The 20,867-nt window shown below is 43.2% G+C and carries 20 protein-coding genes and 2 pseudogenes; 16 read left to right on the top strand and 6 right to left on the bottom strand.

The window, feature by feature from the left end:
* Positions 1-18: 18 nt before the first annotated feature.
* Positions 19-567 carry a TetR/AcrR family transcriptional regulator gene (locus G7Y37_RS05785; RefSeq protein WP_165062527.1) on the bottom strand — a complete coding sequence of 183 codons (549 nt, stop codon included), beginning with the start codon at positions 565-567 and terminating at the stop codon, positions 19-21.
* 88 nt (positions 568-655) lie between these two features.
* Positions 656-1,408 carry a hypothetical protein gene (locus G7Y37_RS05780; protein WP_165062526.1) on the bottom strand — a complete coding sequence of 251 codons (753 nt, stop codon included), beginning with the start codon at positions 1,406-1,408 and terminating at the stop codon, positions 656-658.
* A gap of 450 nt (positions 1,409-1,858) precedes the next feature.
* Here G7Y37_RS05780 and G7Y37_RS05775 point away from each other — a divergent pair, with 450 nt between their 5' ends.
* From G7Y37_RS05775 to G7Y37_RS05730, 10 genes are all read left to right on the top strand, one after another.
* Positions 1,859-3,190 (top strand): ATP-binding protein, encoded by a 1,332-nt coding sequence (locus tag G7Y37_RS05775; protein ID WP_165062525.1) that lies wholly within the window; start codon positions 1,859-1,861, stop codon positions 3,188-3,190.
* 500 nt (positions 3,191-3,690) lie between these two features.
* Positions 3,691-4,308 (top strand): recombinase family protein, encoded by a 618-nt coding sequence (locus G7Y37_RS05770; RefSeq protein ID WP_165062524.1) that lies wholly within the window; start codon positions 3,691-3,693, stop codon positions 4,306-4,308.
* Positions 4,309-4,551: 243 nt separating this feature from the next.
* Positions 4,552-5,139, top strand: coding sequence for a hypothetical protein (locus G7Y37_RS05765; RefSeq protein ID WP_165062523.1), 588 nt, complete (start codon positions 4,552-4,554; stop codon positions 5,137-5,139).
* Positions 5,140-5,149: 10 nt separating this feature from the next.
* Positions 5,150-5,743 carry a transcription termination/antitermination protein NusG gene (locus G7Y37_RS05760; protein WP_165062522.1) on the top strand — a complete coding sequence of 198 codons (594 nt, stop codon included), beginning with the start codon at positions 5,150-5,152 and terminating at the stop codon, positions 5,741-5,743.
* A gap of 243 nt (positions 5,744-5,986) precedes the next feature.
* Complete coding sequence (locus G7Y37_RS05755; RefSeq protein WP_165062521.1) at positions 5,987-6,538, top strand: transcription termination/antitermination NusG family protein; 552 nt, start codon at positions 5,987-5,989, stop codon at positions 6,536-6,538.
* Between the two features lie 24 nt (positions 6,539-6,562).
* Positions 6,563-7,279, top strand: a complete 717-nt coding sequence (locus tag G7Y37_RS05750) for a sugar transferase (RefSeq protein ID WP_241156032.1) — start codon at positions 6,563-6,565, stop codon at positions 7,277-7,279.
* On the top strand, positions 7,276-8,052 hold the full coding sequence (locus G7Y37_RS05745; protein ID WP_206214111.1) for a DUF4422 domain-containing protein: 777 nt from the start codon (positions 7,276-7,278) through the stop codon (positions 8,050-8,052). Before G7Y37_RS05750 ends, G7Y37_RS05745 begins: the two co-directional genes overlap by 4 nt.
* 8 nt (positions 8,053-8,060) lie before the next feature.
* Positions 8,061-9,047 carry a glycosyltransferase gene (locus tag G7Y37_RS05740; RefSeq protein WP_165062520.1) on the top strand — a complete coding sequence of 329 codons (987 nt, stop codon included), beginning with the start codon at positions 8,061-8,063 and terminating at the stop codon, positions 9,045-9,047.
* A 386-nt stretch (positions 9,048-9,433) separates the two neighbouring features.
* Positions 9,434-10,333: an O-antigen ligase gene (locus G7Y37_RS05735; RefSeq protein WP_165062519.1), complete on the top strand. Its 900-nt coding sequence runs from the start codon at positions 9,434-9,436 to the stop codon at positions 10,331-10,333.
* Positions 10,309-11,445 (top strand): glycosyltransferase, encoded by a 1,137-nt coding sequence (locus G7Y37_RS05730; RefSeq protein ID WP_165062518.1) that lies wholly within the window; start codon positions 10,309-10,311, stop codon positions 11,443-11,445. Before G7Y37_RS05735 ends, G7Y37_RS05730 begins: the two co-directional genes overlap by 25 nt.
* A 239-nt stretch (positions 11,446-11,684) precedes the next feature.
* On the opposite strand, the gene G7Y37_RS05725 is transcribed toward G7Y37_RS05730, so the two are convergent.
* Together G7Y37_RS05725 and G7Y37_RS05720 are read right to left on the bottom strand one after the other, a co-directional pair.
* Positions 11,685-12,860: an ISL3 family transposase gene (locus tag G7Y37_RS05725; protein ID WP_165062517.1), complete on the bottom strand. Its 1,176-nt coding sequence runs from the start codon at positions 12,858-12,860 to the stop codon at positions 11,685-11,687.
* Positions 12,861-12,978: 118 nt separating this feature from the next.
* A complete protein-coding gene (locus tag G7Y37_RS05720; protein ID WP_165062516.1) occupies positions 12,979-13,311 on the bottom strand; it encodes a hypothetical protein in 333 nt (110 codons plus the stop codon).
* A 454-nt stretch (positions 13,312-13,765) separates the two neighbouring features.
* Here G7Y37_RS05720 and G7Y37_RS05715 point away from each other — a divergent pair, with 454 nt between their 5' ends.
* Together G7Y37_RS05715 and G7Y37_RS05710 are read left to right on the top strand one after the other, a co-directional pair.
* Positions 13,766-14,791 (top strand): polysaccharide biosynthesis protein, encoded by a 1,026-nt coding sequence (locus G7Y37_RS05715; RefSeq protein WP_304518578.1) that lies wholly within the window; start codon positions 13,766-13,768, stop codon positions 14,789-14,791.
* Complete coding sequence (locus G7Y37_RS05710; protein ID WP_165062514.1) at positions 14,788-15,708, top strand: sugar nucleotide-binding protein; 921 nt, start codon at positions 14,788-14,790, stop codon at positions 15,706-15,708. The genes G7Y37_RS05715 and G7Y37_RS05710 overlap by 4 nt, the downstream gene beginning before the upstream one ends.
* Before the next feature lie 283 nt (positions 15,709-15,991).
* Here the strand turns inward: G7Y37_RS05710 and G7Y37_RS05705 are convergent.
* Positions 15,992-16,330 (bottom strand): annotated as a pseudogene (locus tag G7Y37_RS05705) (transposase); the annotation flags it as partial.
* A gap of 128 nt (positions 16,331-16,458) precedes the next feature.
* Positions 16,459-16,758 carry a hypothetical protein gene (locus tag G7Y37_RS05700; RefSeq protein ID WP_165062512.1) on the bottom strand — a complete coding sequence of 100 codons (300 nt, stop codon included), beginning with the start codon at positions 16,756-16,758 and terminating at the stop codon, positions 16,459-16,461.
* Positions 16,759-17,051: 293 nt separating this feature from the next.
* Between G7Y37_RS05700 and G7Y37_RS05695 the strand changes: the two genes are divergently transcribed.
* The 4 genes and pseudogenes from G7Y37_RS05695 to G7Y37_RS05680 form a co-directional block, all read left to right on the top strand.
* The gene (locus tag G7Y37_RS05695) at positions 17,052-18,050 is read left to right on the top strand and encodes a hypothetical protein (RefSeq protein WP_165062511.1); all 999 of its coding nucleotides are present in this window, start codon (positions 17,052-17,054) and stop codon (positions 18,048-18,050) included.
* 3 nt (positions 18,051-18,053) lie between these two features.
* On the top strand, positions 18,054-19,496 hold the full coding sequence (locus tag G7Y37_RS05690; protein WP_165062510.1) for a lipopolysaccharide biosynthesis protein: 1,443 nt from the start codon (positions 18,054-18,056) through the stop codon (positions 19,494-19,496).
* A gap of 82 nt (positions 19,497-19,578) precedes the next feature.
* Positions 19,579-20,649 carry an NAD-dependent epimerase/dehydratase family protein gene (locus G7Y37_RS05685; protein ID WP_165062509.1) on the top strand — a complete coding sequence of 357 codons (1,071 nt, stop codon included), beginning with the start codon at positions 19,579-19,581 and terminating at the stop codon, positions 20,647-20,649.
* Positions 20,650-20,695: 46 nt separating this feature from the next.
* Positions 20,696-20,867 (top strand): annotated as a pseudogene (locus G7Y37_RS05680) (UDP-glucose 6-dehydrogenase); the annotation flags it as partial.

Here is a 20,867-nt window from a genome sequence, read left to right as displayed (position 1 = left end):
AGGCAAATGTGTACAGTTTCAGAAGTTACGCGTCGCGTTCACGCCGCCTCGTATGTAAGTATCCAGCAATTTTTGAATTTGCTGCCAGTCGCTATCTAGCGTTTTGTCCATGGCGACGGTGTAGCACCCGCTCATTTGGAATCGGAACAAAGCACGCTTCGCCTTCGCGGTGAATTTGGCGTTATCGGAATTGTTAGCCTCTTCGGGGCAATTATACGAATACATAATGTCAAGAATTGTTGGCAGGAAAGATGGGTCGCGCACCAATGCATCATATTTGCCCGCGTCGCGTATTGCCACACAAAATGGACGGTATCCATCGGCATTGGGTTGACATTCGCCACAATGCAGTTGCGTTCCTAGCGATCGCAGTCCTTTGCAAAAATCCGCTACAGCATCGTCGAAGATTTCTCGCGTGTTTGCATAGTGACTGTAAAGAGTAGACCGACTAACCGACGCACCTGCCGCTAATTCCGACATAGTAATGTCGTCTAGTTGTTTTTCACCCAGCAGCGAAAGCAAGGAATTCTTTATGGCTTCGCGGCTTCGTTCGCTACGTATAGTCAAGTGGCGCTTTCCTTAGATTGGTTTTTCGTACATGTTGTACGATTATAAGCTCTAGGCGTGCCGCTGGATTGCAATTTTCTTAACGAATCTAATAAAAAGCTCTGTTAATTCGTCGCTTTTCCATAATAATCATAACAATTCCCCCAAGAGAAACAGCAAACGCCAGATACGCAGGAATCGCAATTTCTAAGACAGTAATGCCACTTTGCCAGTTAAGAAGCAGAACTAAGGAAAACCATAAAGCTACATCTATTGCAACGAGAACAAAACCTACATTAGCGATGCGTGTATCTTCAATTGTGAGTGTTTTTGAATATAGCTTCATGAGGATAATAATAAGACCTAAAACGATAATAATAATTGCTATATAGGCTAATAGAGTGGCTATTCCAACAAAGCCAAATGCTAGATCCCGCGATTGAATAAGATTAGAAAAAAGGTTATCAGTAGAAAAGAAAGTGGAATAAAACTGAAATACCGTGAAAGAAACCTGCAGATTATTTTCAGAAAGAGAACTAACTATATAGTTCAAATCGGACAGCGCTGGTATTCGAATCCAAGCAAAGAAACTAGTTGTAATAATACCTAAAAGGCATGCAATAAGGACAAATGTTCCATGTGAACTAATAGCATTATATGGTGCCAATTTTGTCTTACATTCTGGGCAGACGCTTTTCCAGATACTGTTCTTGTTACCACATTTTGGACAGGGTTTTGTAGGGGCAACGTATGTGGTTGATGCTATATTGCTCTCTAGTGATGCAATGAAATGGGTGCTGCCACATGAAGGGCACTGACTACATTCCTGCTGTAGTAATTGTTTGCACTCGGCACAATACATCTTTCCTCTCCTTCATTTGAGCGTGCTCTTGACACGACAGCGAATGGTTACTAAGGAATTGGGAGCTGATTGCTTGGCAAGAAGAAGAGCGCCCACCCCTCGTCGCCAAACGTTAAAAGTCTTAGCAGCGCAGAATGCACTCAAGAACCTTTTAAGAGCAGGTGCTCTTCAACCTAGGTTCTTGAAAGTCAATAGACAAACAAGCTAAGACTATGGTGAATCTCTGCAGAGACTCTATAACGTTTGGCAATTCGGAAGTATATCATGAGAGGAAGAAATAAAGAGCGATAGGTGTTAGGGTGTTTTGGTTACGTGCTGAATTGTTTAAGTCCATAACTTCGAGTGTTTTATATTGCATCACGAAAATATGTATAATTTCGTGGTGAATATCACATAATTTTGTATAATTTCGTGATTACGTCAAAGATCTAAGGAAAGATAACGATACTTATGGAACGTCAAATTATGGCAAAGCTTCTCGAATGGAAGAACTCTGCGCATCGCAAACCCTTACTTCTGCGTGGTGCTCGTCAGGTAGGAAAAACGTGGGTTCTTACGGAATTTGGACGTTCATCATATGAAAATCTTGCCTATTTCAATTTTGACTTAAATCAAGAATTCTCTCAATTTTTCAAAACTACAAAAGAGCCCAAACGAATTCTCGAAAATCTTACAGCTGCTAGCGCACAACCTATATTGCCAGGCAAGACACTAATTGTGTTCGACGAAATTCAAGCGTGCCCTGAAGCAATTGCGGCGCTTAAATATTTCTGCGAACTTGCTCCGGAATATCATGTTGCTTGTGCGGGGTCGCTTTTGGGTCTTGCTCTATCTCATCCGACATCATTTCCTGTTGGAAAAGTTAACGTACTTAATATGTATCCACTAACATTTGAGGAATTTCTTGAAGCAAATGGGGATACTTTACTTGTTAACTACTTACACAACTTTGAACGTTTAGAACCAGTTCCTGAAGCTTTTTTCAATCCGTTATACGAGAAGTTGCGCATCTATCTTTTAATAGGAGGAATGCCAGAGGCAGTTTTAAGCTGGATTGAAGAAAAAAGCGTTAATGGATTGCAAGAAATTTTAAGCGATTTGCTTAATCTTTATTCTCTCGATTTTCAGAAGCACGCTTCTTTAGCGCTTTTTCCGAAAATAGATCTTGTTTGGAAATCTATTCCGTCGCAGCTTGCACGTGAGAACAAGAAATTTTTATATTCGCTAGTGCGAAAAAGCGCGCGGGCACGCGAGTATGAAGACGCTGTACAGTGGCTTGTTAATGCTGATTTGTTGAAAAAAGTATCCCGTAGCTCAAAGCCCGGATTACCGCTATCGGCTTATGATGAATTGCAAGCTTACAAACTCTATATGCTTGATGTGGGATTGCTGAGGCGATTTTGTTCGCTGGCGCCCTCAGCCATTACTGAAGGCGATCGGCTATTTACAGAATTCAAAGGGGCTCTTGCTGAAAACTTCATATTGCAGGAACTGTTACCCCAATTTGACGGGATGCCTCGCTATTGGGCAGTCGATAATCCGCATTACGAGGTTGACTTCCTAATTCAGCATGAAAATATCGTTGTGCCGATTGAAGTGAAAGCGGGCAAGAATGTTAAGGCGAAAAGTCTTCAGAAATATCGGGGAAAGTATACAGAAAATACTCCGCTTGCAGTAAGGTTCTCTTTGCGTAATCTTTCATTTGATAACGGACTTCTAAATGTTCCTTTATTTATGGCAGGGCAGCTTAGTCGGTTGCTAGCAATGTGTAGTGTTTCTTAATTTCTACGATGCGGTCAGGATGCCTGGGTCGGGGTAAAGTTAATGGCGCTATTCATTATAATATACGATTAGTACGCACAGTACGCACTGTGTTTATTGATTTAAAAGCTATCTAAGCGTTACCAGAGTCTTCAGTTTTAGCAGAACCGATTAATGGATTGCACCTCCCGTTGCGAAAGCCGCGAAGGGCGGAACGCATGAAGCTACGAAAAAGCAGCATTGAGTACATCTATGCGCCGAGAGCAATATCGGTTAATAAACTTTACCCTCTTATACAAATACCTCTTTCAAATTTAGAACCGTTTCTCAGCAGCCTACTCCCCGTCTGCGATGACGAGGACATGAAATGGCAAGTCTGGAGGATAGTGAAAAGATTGCGGTGCTTGCTGCGCAGTTGTTCGCGAGACTTTTCTCGCCAAAACAATACTTGCGTGGCGGCACCGCGCCGTTTCACTAGAGAAGAGGCCTGGAATGGAGGTCAGGTCGGATGGGAGGTTTCTATGGAAGAAAGAGTTGTGTACGGGTACGCCCGCGTATCGTCGAAGGACCAGAACTTGGACCGGCAATTCGACGCGCTTGCAGCATTTGGGGTGATGCCAGAGAGAGTGTTTGCAGATAAGGCTAGCGGCAAAAACTTCGAGCGCCCCGAATACCGCAGCCTTATGACAACTCTGTGTGAAGGTGATGTTCTCGTTGTAAAGAGCATCGACCGACTCGGGCGCAACTACGAGGAAATACTAAGCGAGTGGCGCACTATCACCAAGGAAAAGGGTGTGGGTGTCGTGGTTTTAGACATGCCCCTGCTTGATACCCGCGCGACGCAGGAAAGCATAACGGGCGTGTTTATTGCCGACATTGTTCTTCAGCTTTTAAGCTACGTTGCGCAGGTCGAGCGCGAGAATATACGCCAGCGTCAGGCTGAGGGAATAGCGGCGGCGCACGCTCGTGGGGTCAAGTTCGGCAGACCGAAAAAGAAGCGACCCGCATGCTACGAGGACACTAAGCAGTCTTATTTGAGCGGGCATATCACCCGGCGAGAGGCTGCCAACCGCCTCAAAATATGCGCGACGACATTTGATAGATGGTTGAAGTCCGACGGGAAAGAAAGTTTCAAATAGCTTTGTTTACGCAGGTGAGAAGGATATTTTGAGACTCGCAAAAAGCACACTTTTTTACGCAACAATAATTATCGTATTATAAATCTCCTCCCTCCCATACAACACCCGGAAAACTGACTTTTTATTAAATCAAAAGGTCCTTTCGCGACGACCTCGCAAAAAGTGTACTTTTTGGTGACACTCGTGCGTGGAGAAGCCTCCACGTTTCTGGATGTTGCCTTGGTTAGAGGGAGGTGAGCCGATTTGGCAGCAGTTAAGGCCGTCGCTGCCGAGAGGCTTCTGAGTGGCGTTCATGCAGGCGATAGTCTGCGCGGACGTGCACGCTGGTACCTCGTACACGTACCTGAAGGACTCGAGGCATCTACGTGCGAAAAGGTGCGCGGCGTCGTCGCGCCCGAGTTGCTCGACGACGCCTTTGTAATATGTAAGGAACGCTGGTTCAAGCGCGGTGGCGTTTGGCGTTTAGAATCCTCGCCGATATATAGTGGCTATTTCTTTGCCGTATCGCGCGACGGACGTGCGCTGGCGCGTTCCCTTTCCCGCCTGAGTTTTCCTGCCGAAGTTGCCGGCGCGCGCAGTATGCGCCCGACACCGCTATCGATAGAAGCCCAAGCGTGGTTCGAGTCTGCCTTAGACGACAAGCGAATCCTGCGCAACAGTACTGCAGTAATAGCGAATGGGCAGTTGCGCGTGCAGAGCGGTCCTCTGGTAGGTCAGGAAGCGCGCGTTAGCAAGATTGACCGTCACAAGCGCTGCTGTGTGGTGCGAGTGGGCGATGGCGGACGCGGGTTCACCGAGTTCATGCCTATGGAAGTTCCCTTCAAGAGTTAGGGCAACTGGCATGTGGTTCGCGATAAATGTGAAACAGGGCTGCGAGCAAGAGGCGCTATCACTCTTGCGGGGTACCGCCGCAGCTGATGGTCTTCAAGAGCTGTTCGTACCGAGCGCAGTAACACGCACGGTACGCGGCGGAAAAATAGTCGAGAGCGCAGAGCCCCTAATCCCCGGTGTTGTTGTAGCTGTGGCACCCGGCAGACACGAGGTGCGAGCCGCTTTACGACACGCTCGCGGTGTTAACGAGGTGCTTACTTCCCGACCCGGTGCCGCACAGATGGCAGATGCTGAGGTTGCGCTTATAGATGCACTGACGCGCCCGGGATGCCGTGTTGTTGGCTTCTCGGAAGGATTTGTCGGGAAGGGCGGCGAAGTTACGGTAATAAACGGACCGCTTTGCGGACACGAAGATTTAATCCGTCGCGTAAGCCATCGCGGCAAGCGCGCCTATGTGCGCATGAGCGTAGCAGGACATGAGGTGGAAGCCCGTATGGGTCTGCGCGTTACGCGCCAGCGCGAAGGTGCCGCAATGGCGAAGGCGGGGTCGCGGGCTAATGCGCAAACTTTAGCGCCGCAGATTGCTGTAGCGGCAACCACCTGAGGCGAAGCTGGCGTATGCCAGCTTCCTACGGCGGGAGCGCGGGTGTGCCTCCGCCGTAGGAAGCTGCTTTTTCGGCAGCAGCCTCAAAACTACATACTCCCGGGAAGCCTTACGAGCAGCTCCTACCATAGAGGGCTTGCAAGTGCGGGAACGATACGTTTGACCAAACAGGTCTAGGCGACCATAGCGAAGCTATGTTCGTTGAAGACCCCTGAAACCTTTGAAGGAAGGAATGGCGAAGCTATGCCCCATTTCGACTGGTATGCGGTGCAGGTTATGTCTGGGCAAGAGCGCAAGATGATACAGTTTATCGAAACTGCGTGTGCTGAAGCTGGCGAAGAATCTGCCGACTTACAGGAGCCACTTGTACTAGATGAATGCTTCGTGCCCCGCTACCGTACACAAAAGAAGATGTATGGCGAATGGCGAAATGTGGAGCGAGCCCTGATGCCGGGCTATCTTATAGCTGCAGTTAATGATCCTGTTCAGCTGGCGCAGCGCTTGCGTCGCGTGAATGATTTTTGCCGAGTGGTTAAGAGTGGTCAGACGTATGTTCCTTTGAATGCTTACGAGCGCACATGGCTGGAAGCCCATACCAGCCGCGGCGACCGCGTGGTTCCAATGAGCTTTGGTCGCAAAGTGGGCGATATGCTGGAGGTGACGCAAGGTCCGCTTAAGGGTTACGAAGGGCGCATTACGAAAGTGAAGCGCTCCGACAGCCTAGCGCTGTTGGAGTTTCATGTGGGTTCTATAAGGATAAAAACCACCGTAGGGCTGGGTATTCTTCCGGAGTAATGGCGAGAAGCAATAAAGAAAAGATTGCAAGAAGCTTTTGATAATCAAATAGATAACGCAGCAGCGGCAGAATTGCTTGCGAAACCAACGTGTGCAAATGCTGGCGCCGACACCAACGTTCGCACCCAACCCCTACCATACCGCTTCATAAAGCGCACATTCGATATTGTGTTTAGCAGTGCAGTTATAGTGGTTGGGTTTATACCAGCACTAATACTTTCAATCTTTATAGCAAAAGATACAAAAGCAAGCCCAATATATTTACAAATTCGTATGGGCAAAGATAAAAAGCCTTTCAAGATATATAAGTTTAGAAGCATGGTATACGACTCAGATAATGTAGAGAAATACCTAAATGAAGAACAACTTATAGAGTGGATGCGAGAGAGAAAAGTAGAAGATGATCCTCGCATTACAAAGCTAGGTAGCTTTATTAGGAAAACATCAATTGATGAGATTCCTCAATTTATAAATGTGTTAGTAGGACAAATGAGTGTAGTAGGTCCGCGTCCTATTACGGAAGATGAACTAATACATTTCAAATACGATGCAGACAAACTACTAAGTATGCGCCCGGGTATTACTGGGTGGTGGCAAACACAAAGCAGAAATGATTCAAGCTTTGATACCGGAGAGCGCCAAGCACTCGAGCTTTACTACATTGACAACGCCTCTGTCAGGCTAGATATGCGAATAGCTGTAAGCACCCTGAAAACTATGAGAGATGGAACTGGTTCTTGAGTTCAGCTAATCCGGACATCAAGATTGTAGTTGCATCGCATAAACCTTACTGGATGCCAAGTGATCCTATGTATATACCAGTTCAAGTAGGAGCTGCTGGTAAAGAAACAATACCGGGGTTTCAAAGAGATGATGAAGGCGAAAACATCTCGGACAAAAATCCAAGATACAGCGAACTGACTGCTCTTTACTGGGCATGGAAGAATTTAGATGCTGACTACATAGGTCTTGCTCACTACCGTAGGCACTTTGCAGGCAAAGGCGAACGCGGAGTACTTACCTATGAAGAAGCAAAAGAACTTATAGCAAAGTCTCCAGTAGTTCTGCCAAAGAAGCGCCACTATGTAATAGAGACAGTAAAATCCCACTACGACCACACGATGGATGACACCCATATGGACATCCTACGCAACATCCTTGAGGATAAGTCTCCTGAGATACTTCCAGCATTTGATGCGCACATGCGCTCTCGAAGCGCTCATATCTGGAACATGGTAATCATGCGTAGAGACATTTTAGATAGGTGGTGCTCTTGGTTGTTTCCTGTTCTCGAAGAAATTGAATCTTGTCTTAACTTCGCTAGAATGACACCATTCGAAATGCGTTGCATTGGTCGAATTTCAGAGCGTCTGTTAGATCCGTGGCTAAGCATAGAAAAAACTCCTGTCAAAGAGATTCCCGTCTTCTCGATGGAGAAAATCAATTGGTCCAATAAGGGCAAAAGCTTCTTGTCTGCTAAATTTGCTAATCGAAAATATGTCGAGAGTTTCTAGATTTGTTAATGGGTGTTTCAGCAATAGTTCCGGTATATAACGTTGAGAAATACCTAGAGCGATGCGTTGGATCTCTTATTAGTCAGACCACTAAATTTGATGAGATAATTCTTATTGATGACGGATCGGAAGACTCTTCAGGAATAATATGCGACCGCCTATGCGAGAGAAACAATTCCATACGAGTTATACATCAAGACAATCAGGGGTTGAGTGCTACTAGAAACAGGGGGATAGAAGAGGTCAAATATGAGTTGCTTACTTTTGTAGATAGTGATGATTGGGTTTCTCCTACATACCTAGAGACGCTTTTGGATTTACTAGAAGCATCAGATGCTGATGTGGCAATATGCGCATTGGCTAGGGTTAGAGAACAAAATGAATTCGGCGAAATAGCTGTGTGCAAATTATCGACAGAGGTCTTTTCGGCTGAAGAGTTTTTGGATGTGATGCTGAGATTTGATGGGAATAGATGCGTTCATTACGCATGCGGAAAACTCTTCAAAAAGAGTGTACTTGAAAAGAATCATTTTCCTGTTGGTATCTACAATGAAGATGTTGAAGGATTCTTTAAAGTATTGCTTAATTCTACAAGAATAGTCGAAACAAATGCTATGTTGTATGCCTATTTCGTAAACCCGCAAAGCATAACTGGGTGTACTTTTGGTGAGAACTATCTGAATCTTGAAGATGTTTGGCATCGTGTATATAAACTAACAGAAATACGAAGACCTGAATTATTGGATAAGGTCGAATATAACGAAAAGCGCACGTCCTTCACAATACTGACAGATATGATTATCCATGGTGATAAAGAGTCCGATAAGCAATATGATGGCGATAGAAAAAGGTTACAGAGACAGCTTAGGCAAAATCTTGCGATTCTCCTAAAAGGTCCCATGTCTTTGGGACGAAAGATCGCAATGTTAGCATATGTAGTTTCTTATAAATTTGTTCGATTTCTGTATCGATCTTTCTTAAGTTTAAAGCGCTGACGAATAAAATTACAACAAGGACAAGAGTAATCACATACAAAAGTCGAAGCAATCTATCGTTGAGTACCTTAGCTAGGAACAGCGCAAGCAAATTGTTGGTTTCTGATAACAAATCGGGGATCTGTCTATTCATTTTGTTGATTCCTTTTATCGAGCCACAACTTTTTAAATCATACGATGTCGCAGATAATATATTTGCATTTTTCAAACTATTAAGCGCAATAGTCGTGGTCGTTTTGTACTTCCGGCTGAGATTCTCTTTTGTGGTTATGACTATGACATGTCTTCAATTCTGGATTCTATTAGCGACTATTGATAATTTTGGATCCTTTTCTAGATATGCAGGTCCTGCAATTACTTCGATTGTTGTGCTTATGATAGGAGAAATGGCATCTAGAGGAGACTTGGTTCGTTTTTTGGTTAATATACGGAATCTACTGAGTATTTATTTTGCATTAAATCTGCTTACGATAATTTTTATTTCAAGTGGATTGCTATTGTTACCGAATTCGTTTTTAGGAATGGATAATCGTTGGATATATTTCTTTTTACCATGGGTGATAATTACGTTTGCTGTTGATGCTCTAAGAGGGCAAACGTCAAGGAAGTCTTGGATCATCTTTTTAATTGCAACCGTTCAATTATTTGCAGTTTGGTCTGTTGGCGCTATGATGTCAATGATAATTTGGATAGTTTTATGGATTATTGAATCTACGAAGATTAAGTATCAAAGTCGTAAGTCTTTAACAAACCCGCTTATATTCTTTATTCTGATTACAATTACAGAAGTATTGCTTATTAGTGGATTGTTGATAGACATAACAAGCAGCTTCATTGTTAATTATTTCCATAAGGATCCTACTTTGTCTGGAAGAACTTTGATATGGGATGTAGCGCTGCAGACGATTAATGCTTCGCCAATATTTGGGGAGGGCGTTCAGAGTGAGCAATATGATATATATCTTTTTACCCAAATAGACCCGGAGAATCCTGCTTTTTGGGTCAATCATCCACATAATTATTTTCTTAATGTTACATTTCATGGTGGTTGGATTGCTGGAGCATTGTTTGTGATAATAATACTCATGGCATTCAATTCTGTTAAAAAAGCTCAAGGTTCATTGTTTTCGTGCTGTATGCTATGTGGATTGGTTTGTTTTGCGGCGGCATCGTTGGTTGATACACTCGATTTTTCGATGTTTTATCTACTGATTGCCCTATCGTGTAATTCTTCTTATATAACAAAAAAATATGAAGACAATTGGAGGATGTTGCGAAGCTTATAGGCAAACGTATTGTCTTTTTTATCATGCATCTTGGGGTAGGAGGGGCTCAGAAAGTAGCTGCTTTTGTTATGAATGAGCTAGTAAATCAAGGTGCTGATGTCTATACTGTTTGCTTTACTGAAAAGCAAGAGCATGTTAAATTATCTAAAGAAGTTAAAAGAGTATTTATAGGTATTGAGCCTTTTTCGCCAGCTGGAAGTAACGTATTTAAAAAGATATCAATTAAGACAAAAGCAATAGTTAGATTTTCGCACATAATTAAGAATATAGACCCAGATTGTGTTGTAATGTTTGGTCCTGAGTTGCTTTCGAATCTTGCCCTTACGTTATCAAGATATAAAGGAGCAGTGATTGAATGCGAAAGAGGCGATATTGCTGCTCGAGGTAGAGTATATAGAGGTATTCTTAAAAAGTATGTCAAGAAATGCGATGCTGCGGTGTTTCAATTTCCTGGGGCTATGAAGGGATATGGTATTAATCTTCCAGAAAAGACATTTGTTATTCCTAATCCTTGTAGTTCCGTAAAAGATAATCACAATTCTGACGTGGATAGAGCGTTTGGTGGCATTGTTTCCGTAGGACGCCTCGTTCCGGAAAAAGGATTTGTAACGCTTATATATGCCTTTAAGATGGTTCATGATATATTTCCCGACAAACATCTTACTATTTATGGAGAAGGTCCTGATCGAATCCGTCTATTGCATATTATTGATAAGATTGAACTCAGTGAATTTGTACACTTACCTGGCGAGATTGAGAATCCAAGTTCTTTAATATCGAAGGCTGAATTGTTTGTCTTATCGTCAGAATATGAGGGACTTCCGAATACGCTTATTGAAGCGATGTCCCTAGGAGTTCCTGTAGTCGCTACGGATTGTGCTCCGGGAGGTGCATGCTTTTTAACCGATTGTGGAACTATTGGGGGACCGCTTGTTCCTCCAAGCAATTCGAAGAAAATGGCAACAGCAATTATAGAAATGCTACGTGATCGGGATAAGGCAGAGCAGTTGGGGGCGGCCGGAAAAAAAATATGTGATCTATATTCTCCTTCGATGGTTTCTGATCTATGGTTGAATTTATTCGAATTCTGTTTGTGCGAATCGCGTAGGTAGATAGTATCTCGAAATCGGGGTAAGCCTTAAAATCAGTAGGATAATTCACCAAATCCAATGTCTGAACTGGTAAAACAAAGAAAGTCTAACCTCGATTCTACGATTGAGGACAAAATGAGGGCACAATAACCTAAGCCCTCCATAGAGTAGCTTTAAAAAAGATGACCAAAAGTCAAAAAGTTGAATATGTAGCCGCTAGTGTGGAGGAGATCGGGATCCCATCTCGATGGACCTATTCGCTAGTTAGCTCTCTCCTTTCTCTTGTCGCTTCTTGTAAACAGCGGGATAGGTTTGTTGGACTCTCGTTTGTGTCCAAGTACCAAAAGACAGCGATGCCTAAGAGTTGCAAAACTCATAAATCCCCGACAGTTACGTATGATGTCTTTGATCTGTCTGCTAAGACTTTCTGCCACGGCATTTGTACGCCTATATTCCCAAGCGTTCAGAATATAGGGCATACGTTTGTTTATCGTTTTTACTACCGAGCGTATCTCAGGCACGCTAGTGCGTTTTGCGATAGATATCCATCGCTTCAAGGCAAGTTCCATCTCATCGCGATTTTTGTAGGTTGTATCAGACCATTCGAAGAAGAGCTGAAGGGCAAGGTAGGCACGCTTAAGCTCATCTGCCTTGTCGATCTCAAGGGCACTTCTCACACAAGTACGCTGTTTCTCTTGTTTAAGCTTGTCTTTTCTGATAAGTATGAGCTTAGAGGCACGATGCATAGCTTTTCTCTGCTCTGTATGCGCTTTGTCATCTTCAATTGTATGAGTAAGTCTTTTTCTTACACAATCGAGCGCTCCTGTCACGAGTTTAGATACATGAAACTTATCAGCGTAGATGACAGCACCAGGAAAAAGCTTTTCGGCAAGGTGTATATAGGAGCCTCTAAGGTCACACGATACGGTTGCCACCGCATCTCGCTCTCCTTTCGTGAAGCCCTCCATGTATTCTGTGACGGTTTTAGAACCGTCTCCTTTAAGCATGTCAACGAGTGTTTTCTTATCGGCATCATAGATACAACAAGACATATGAGGATCCCCCCGTTTTATGGCAATCTTTTTAGAAAACACCCTGACCTCATCGATACAGAGGTTGTGCGAAAGGTGGCGTTTGGGCATCTGTACACCCATCTCAAGTTTGGCGATGATGTTTTTAGAAGCACCGGTTATACGTTCGAGTTCGGCAATAGTTCTGACATGTTCAAGTTCATCTTGGACAAACGTCTCCAAACACTTGCTTACATGGGGTGTGAGCCTAGAGATGAGAGGTTGGTTCTCTGTAAAGGTTTTATTGCACGAAGGGCATCTATATCGTCTCTTCTTGAGAGTGATAAGGCAAGGCTTTCCTGCATAGGGTATGTGATACACCGTGGACTTTGCGCTGCCGTGGATCTGTGCTCTGTGCCCGCACACAGCACACCTCTGCCCATGGGCGATGCGTGTGTCTTAACGGAGGTATAGGTCCCCTCATCGTGGATGTCATCTACTTGATATATGCCAGCATCGATTCCGATGAGTTCTGCATTTATTCTCATCGTGACCACCACGCATTCCACGCCTGGCGCGCGATGGTGCACCAGCCAGGGCAGATGGCGTCGGTGTCGCCTTTGCTTGCGCAGCCGCCCTTGGCGCACTTGTCGGACAAAAGCGCAAGGACAAGCATACCTTTGGTGTTGACCCTTTCAGCTTCAAGCGCTCGTAAGGCGACCCGCTCGTCGCGGGCAAGCTTTTCAGTCTTTAATTCGGGGCTGCTAAAGACAGCAGCTTTTTGTGCTTTGCGCTGCCTGTCGTATGCTTCAAGGGCATCGCACCACCCGGGGCACTCTTTCATGCCGGGAGAGGCTTTTGAGGTACGCGTGTACACACATCCGTACCTGCTGCAACAATCGATAAGTAGCCGTACAGTCTCTGCATTTGCTGGGCTTCCTTGCCCTGACATTAGGCGTTCTAGTGCCCTCTGCTTTAACGCGCTCGGCTTGGGTTCTACGGTGGTTTTGTCCGCGATTCTCGTGTTTGTTCTGCTTTCTGAGGGTGCAGACTGCCATAGGGATCTTAAGGGAGAGCTGACCTCTCTTGAGGTCCCGATTCAAAACACAAACGAGCAAGGATGTCCGTCCCTCTACTCTATCGATACTAAAGCTCGTCCCATACACTCAGCTGTAAGGCTTAGCGACTCTGGGAAGGGTACAAAACGCTACACCATACAAAAACAGGCAGAAAACGCATGGGTAGACAAGAGACAGTGAAAACCTTGCTAAATACCACATGTTTTAAGACTTACTCGAGGAAGTGAAGGCAGAGTGTATCAAGGAAAGACATTGCTTATAACTGGCGGAACAGGTTCTTTTGGACATACAGTTTTAAAGCACTTTTTAAACTCATCAATTAGAGAGATACGAATTTTTTCACGAGACGAAAAAAAACAAGATGATATGAGACATAATCTTCAAGCCATATATCCATATTTAGCCAATAAGGTAAGGTTTTTCATTGGAGATGTTAGAAATAGACAGAGCATAGATGATGTTATGAGCGGCGTGGATTATGTTTTTCATGCAGCTGCTCTAAAGCAAGTTCCGTCTTGTGAGTTCTTTCCGATGGAGGCCGTTCGAACCAATGTAATAGGTACAGACAATGTTTTACATTCTGCTATAGCTAATGGTGTTGAGCGTGTTGTTTGTTTGTCAACAGACAAGGCTGCATATCCTATTAATGCTATGGGGACATCGAAAGCCATGATGGAAAAAATTATCTATGCTAATGCTCGCAATGGAGCTGGTCGTACTACGATTTGCTGTACTAGATATGGGAACGTAATGTGTTCACGTGGTAGTGTTATTCCATTATTTATAGATCAAATTCTTAATGGCAAATCAATAACGATAACAAATCCTTCTATGACTCGTTTTTTAATGAATCTAGATGAGGCTGTTGAACTTGTAGAGTTTGCTTTCAAGAATGCTAATCCAGGGGATTTATTCATTCAGAAAGCACCCGCATCTACTATTGGAGATCTTGCAGAGGCTGTACAGAGATTATTTGGTAGGACGGATGTCAAAATAATAGGTACTCGCCATGGGGAGAAACTCTTCGAAACCCTTATGACTCGAGAGGAGCGTTTAAGATCTGAAGATATGGGTAAATACTTCAGAGTTCATGCCGATACAAGAGATCTCAACTACGACAAATTTGTGGTTGAAGGGGAAGTTAAAACTATGGCAGAGGAATCGTATACGAGCCATAATACGCAGCGCCTTGATATCGATGAGACTGTTAAGAAAATAATGACCGCGGATTATGTTCAAAAAGCTCTTGTTAATGCAGGGGGCGGTGCTTTTTCGTGAGATTCTTAATTCTTGGATCAACCGGGATGGTCGGACATATGATTATGCACTATTTGCGCGACCGAGGACACTATGTTGTAGGTTTTTCGAGATCGGGTACAGATGGTGAGAACAGCATTGTTGGGGATGCATTCGATATGGAGTGCATATCGAATGCAGTGTCAGATGATTATGATATAGTCATAAATTCAATTGGCATATTAAACAATCAAGCAGAAGTGCACAAAGAAAAAGCGACCTATCTAAATTCTTTCTTACCTCACTTTCTGGCATATCTTACAGAAGAAACTCATACGCGAGTTTTCCATATGAGTACTGATTGTGTTTTTGCGGGAAATACAGGACCTTATAGTGATAATTCATGGCCCGACGGAAAAACATTTTACGATAGATCTAAAGCTCTTGGGGAACTTTGTGATAGAAAAAATCTGACGTTTAGATGTTCTATTATTGGTCCAGATCTAGATCAACATGGAATAGGTTTATTGAATTGGTTTATGTTGCAACATGGCGAAATTAAAGGATATAAAAATGCCATTTGGAGTGGGTTGACTACTCTTGAACTTGCAAAAGCTATGGAAACTCAAGCGCATAGAGATACTGTGGGTTTAATTAACATGGTTCCCGCAAAGCCAATATCAAAATACGATCTGCTAGTACTTCTAAAAAATTACTTTCACAAAGATGATCTGGAGATAATCTCTACTGATAGACCCATGTTGGATAAGACATTAATCAGAAGTATTGGTGAAGATTTATATATACCTTTGCCGTATGAGCTTCAAGTGAAAGAGTTGGAAATATGGATGCGAGCGCATGCTGATATGTATCCGCACTATCGTTTATCGGATGAATTATGCCAGACCCAAACTTTGAGTTACTTGAGTAGTTCAAAGTTCAATCCGAAACTCTTATGATGCCAAATATGCCGGGCTTTCCGAAATTTGTGTTGCCAATAAGTCCAACATATTGATTCGTACAAAACATTAACTTGATCAGACGATTTACATGAGATCTAAGGCGCCAACACCAGATTCAGAAGAAAAGTGATGGGTTTTTAGTCACACTGTCATATGCCCTTGGATTCAAGGGTTTTAAAAACAAGCTATGAGAAGCAGCTTTACAACTAGAAAAACGACATCATGTGACCTCGCACCTAGGCGGATCCCTGGGTACGGGCAGGTGTGTCATGTCCTGCCTCTAGCGCTTCTTCTTGTGCTTGGAGGGCTTGGCGGCACTGGCGGCAGCTTGGGCTTTCTTTCTTCTTACGTAGGCGGTGGCACCCTCAATAGCATCCGGTGCGCCGAAGGCCAAAAGCGGTCGTCTTCTGGTTTTAGTAAAGCTTCCAAACCCACGGCTTTTGCGCTTGAGTTCTTTGATCTTGTCGTTAGTCGATTCTGCCCGTGCGGTGTTGATGTGGCTTATCGTGGCAGTCATCAAGTATCGCTTGTATCTCGCGACAGTCTTGGCAAAGCGTCTCATCTCAGGTACTTCAAGTGCGCACGCCTTGCTGATCCAGTTATCAAGCACCTTCTCACACTCCTGTCTGTCTGTCCAGTGATGGTCCTGTCACATGTAGTAGAGCTGAAGTGTCAGATAAGCTTGTCTGAGGTGAGAGTGCTTAGAGTCACAGATGGCAAGTATGTCACATATTGTTTTCTTCTCGATCATACAACCCAACTCTCAAAGCCTAAGATGGCAACTCTGCACCACCCAAGACAGTCTTCAATAGCACCGGTATCAAAAGCACATCCATGTGAGAAGCACTTCTCTGAGAGCGTTTCAGCGCACAGTACGTCCCATGCGCTGTGTTCGTTTTGCTTGATCCTTTCAAGTGCGGCAAGTTCAACTTCATGTGCAGCAAGCACATCTCCGTCTGCTTTTACGCACTCGCTTGCGTATACATCGGGTAACAGACCCTCAACATACGCAAGCCTTCTTTTCCTGTTGGCCTCTCTGCTGTTCACAGGAGTTCTCCAATCCTTTGATGACGCAGATGTCGCAATGGGGGTGTGGGGCGACGACATCGCCTCGCACCTCTCGTTTATTTGTTTCCGATACGCTTCGGTATCTGTGCTATCGGAAATCGTCGTCAATAGATTTACTCGGAAGCTTGAAACAAGCATGAAAGTAGCTGCATGAAATCGCAATACCCTAGGTCAGGGCAGGTGAGCAACACAAGTCTTGTGGAAAGTTGTGTTGCCGAAGCCAAAATGGAGGCAGAAATTGACAAAACAACACCAGATTCGGAAAGACCGAAATGAAAGCTTTCTTCTCAATCCTTGATTATGCTGATTACAACACTCGTGTAATTTCGGACATTATTGATCATCCATCCGTTGCGTACCATCGACGCTATACCGAAGGCGATGATTTTATTGATCGACTTCGTTGCAAATTATGGTCGTATCCGGAACAGCATTTTGGATCTTGGTATGCGAAATATGAGTTAGATACTTTGTTTGGAGATATTCATTGCAAAACAGGCGTATGTCCAATTCTAATAGTGTATGAATGTAATTCTCTTTCTAAAAATATATTCTTATTGAAGGGTATGAAAAAGAAATGCTCGAGGCTAAAGCTTGTTTTAGTTTTGACAAATATTATCGGCTCTACTGACGATCCACCTTGTTTGGATTGGCAGAAGAAAGTCTTTGATTTAATTGTTACATTTAATGAAAACGATGCGGATTATTATGATCTGGCTCACTATGAAGGTATGTACTCACACATCGACGGAGTAGAGTCGTGTGGCGAAGATGATAACTACCTTTATGATCTGTATTTTTGCGGAAAAGATAAAGGTAGAATTCCAGTATTAATATCGATTGCTGAGTTGTTGAAACCGCATACTGTTACTTATCGTTTTGACATAATTGGGGATACTGGACCCAATTTGGAAGGTTTCTTTTACTACGACCACTTGATCCCGAATAGTGAAATGCTACATCGTTCGTCTAAGGCGAAAACGATCTTGGAAATTGTGGTCGATCCGAGCAATAAAGGTTCATCGCTGAGACCTTATGAAGCTTATGCTCTAGGTGTGAAGCTCTTGTCGAACAATAAGTTTCTTCCAGAAAAACCATGGTTTAACTCTAAGCAAATAGCTTTGATTTCCGAAGCTGGTTCGTTGGATATCGACTTTATATGTACCCCTTTAAAATTCGAAGACGCTCAGGATGTTAGTGTGCTATCCCCCGTTAACTTTTTACGTTTTATATCTGATCAATTTGGCGTTGAATTCAATGCAGGTAACTGATAATTGAGTTTTACTAAAAAAATAACTCCTTCCGCAGTTCCGAAAGGAGTCAAGGCTTCAATAGTCTTTGTCTTTGCAAGTGTTTGTTCTCAAGGGATGGCAATTGTATCGCTCCCAATTTTTACACGATTACTTACGACGGAGCAGATGGGTATTGTTACTACATATAATACGTGGCTGAATCTCATTGGCATAATAACGACATTGGGACTTACTTCTGGTTCGTTTAATATAGCAATGATGAAGTTCGAGGATAGTAGGGCGCAGTATACATCATCTGCACTGGCACTGTCATTAGCACCATCAGCTATATTGGTGCTATTGTCGATCCCTTTTGGAGAGCTATTTTCTGAGTGGCTTGATATTTCGGTGCCTCTTGTTAGATGTATGTGCGTGATGCTGCTTTTGAATCCTGCATTGAATCTCTGGTTAATGAGACAGAGGTACGAATATCGTTATGTAGCGGTTTTTTTAGTAACGGTGCTGAATTCAGTAGCGGGAACTCTAGTTGCTATTGTGATGGTTGTTTGGGCTTCATCTTCAGACGTAGTGCAGTTGACTGAAGTTAGGATCCTCTCTTCTTCATGCGTAACGGGACTGATTGCTGTTGTGATTGGATCAGGAATTTTCGTTTCGGGTAGAACTTTATTTAATAAACGATTTTGGCAATTCGCATTAAAAACAGGGACGCCTCTTGTTATTCACTCTGTTGCGAAGTATGTTCTTGATGCGTCGGATAGGATCTTGATTGGTATTTTTGTCGGATCAGCGGCTGTTGGGATTTATGGAGTACTTTACAGTCTTAGTTCGATTTCGTTGGTTTTTTGGTCTGCAATCAATTCAGCACTAATACCCTTTATCTTTGAAAGTTTAAAAAGGGGCGAAGAGGATAATGTTCGTTCTGTAGCTGTACCGCTACTTACCGCTTATGCTGTAGTGTGTTTGGTACTGATGTTGCTTGCTCCTGAAATTGTATATTTGCTTACAACGAAGAGCTATGTTGAGGCGGTGTATCTTGTTCCTCCAATTGCCTCTGGCATTTTCTTTACCTCTCTTTATAACCTTTATTCGAATCTGATTCTCTACAAGGAGCGTACATCTTATGTTATGTGGGCAACTGTTGTTGCTGCTACAGTTAACATCTTGCTTAATGTTCTTTCGCTGCCGGTATTTGGCTACATTGCTGCGGCATATGCAACATTAATAAGTTGCTGTCTTTTGGCGTTCTTGCAATTTCTTTTTTCGAAAAAACTAGAAATTTCTAACGCTTTAAATAATCGATTCAATTTGTTGCTTTCGTTTGGGGTGGTGTTTGCAGGAATTGTTGTTAATATATTTTATGGATGCTTACCGTTGCTGAGATATATAGTAACAGCTTTTATTGTAATAGTTTGCTTTGCGTTTCGGAAAAAATTAATGAATGTATACAGGAAAACAAAAGCGTAACGAAGATCACGGAATGTTTCTGGAAACGAAAACCCCGTTGGCATTTATATAAAGTTGTGTTTTTAGAAATCGGAGAAAACAATTGAATAGAATTCTAGTAACCGGAGCAGCTGGTTTTATTGGTGCGTTTTTGTGCAAGAGGCTGCTTGAAGAAACTGATGCGCACGTTGTAGGTTTTGACAATATAAATGACTACTACGATATAGGTATTAAACACGACAGATTGAAAATGCTTGCAAGAACAGCAGGGGGAGATAATACCGATATGGTGTCCGATGGGTTTTCCGTCGGGCATTTTTCTTTTATAAGAGGAGATATATCTGATAGCAAATCTGTTGAAGATGTCTTTCAAAACTTTGCACCTGATGTTGTGGTCAACCTAGCAGCTCAAGCAGGTGTTCGCTATTCTATTGAAAACCCTAAGGTCTATGTGGATTCAAATTTAGTAGGGTTCTTTAATATCTTAGAAGCTTGCAGGAAACACCCTGTAAAGCACTTAGTGTATGCCTCAAGTTCTAGTGTCTATGGTGGAAACACCAAAGTACCTTTCTCAGAAACTGATAGGGTAGATAGTCCTGTATCGCTTTATGCTGCTACAAAAAAGTCAAATGAATTAATGGCTCATGCCTACTCTAAACTCTATGGCATTCCTGCAACTGCTCTTCGTTTCTTTACAGTGTATGGACCAATGGGTCGCCCTGACATGGCTTACTTCGGTTTCACTGACAAACTTGTTAGGGGTGACACTATCAAGATCTTTAACATGGGTAACTGTAAGCGCGACTTCACATATATAGACGACATTGTTGAAGGTGTTTGTCGCGTAATAGATACACCACCTGTTGTACAAACAGGAACAGATGGTCTACCTTTAGCAGCGCATAAGATATACAACATCGGAAACTCCAACCCTGAAAACCTTCTCTATTTTGTTGATACATTGCAGCGAGTACTAGTAGAAGAAGGCATACTGTCAAAAGACTATAACTTTGAAGCACATCGAGAACTAGTACCTATGCAACCGGGAGATGTTGCTGTTACTTACGCTGACACAAGTGCTCTTGAGCGAGACGCAGGCTTCAAGCCTAGCACCACACTAGAAGACGGACTTCGCAAGTTCGCCAAATGGTATAAGGGCTACTACAAGCTATAACCCCAATTCTCATCCCAATTAACAATCTATATAAGGAGGCAATCTTATGAAGATTGCAGTAGCAGGTCTAGGCTATGTCGGTCTATCTATCTCTATGCTTTTATCTCAACACACAGAAGTAGTGGCTGTAGATGTTATTAAAGATAAAGTAGATAAACTAGAAAAAGGTATATCTCCTATAAAAGATGAAGAGATAGAACGCTTTCTTACAGATAATA

This window comes from Adlercreutzia sp. ZJ154, from assembly GCF_011039055.1.
Lineage (GTDB): Bacteria > Actinomycetota > Coriobacteriia > Coriobacteriales > Eggerthellaceae > Adlercreutzia_A.
The sequence above is the reverse complement of the archived record's forward strand: the minus strand, read 5'-3'. Positions and strand labels throughout refer to the sequence as shown.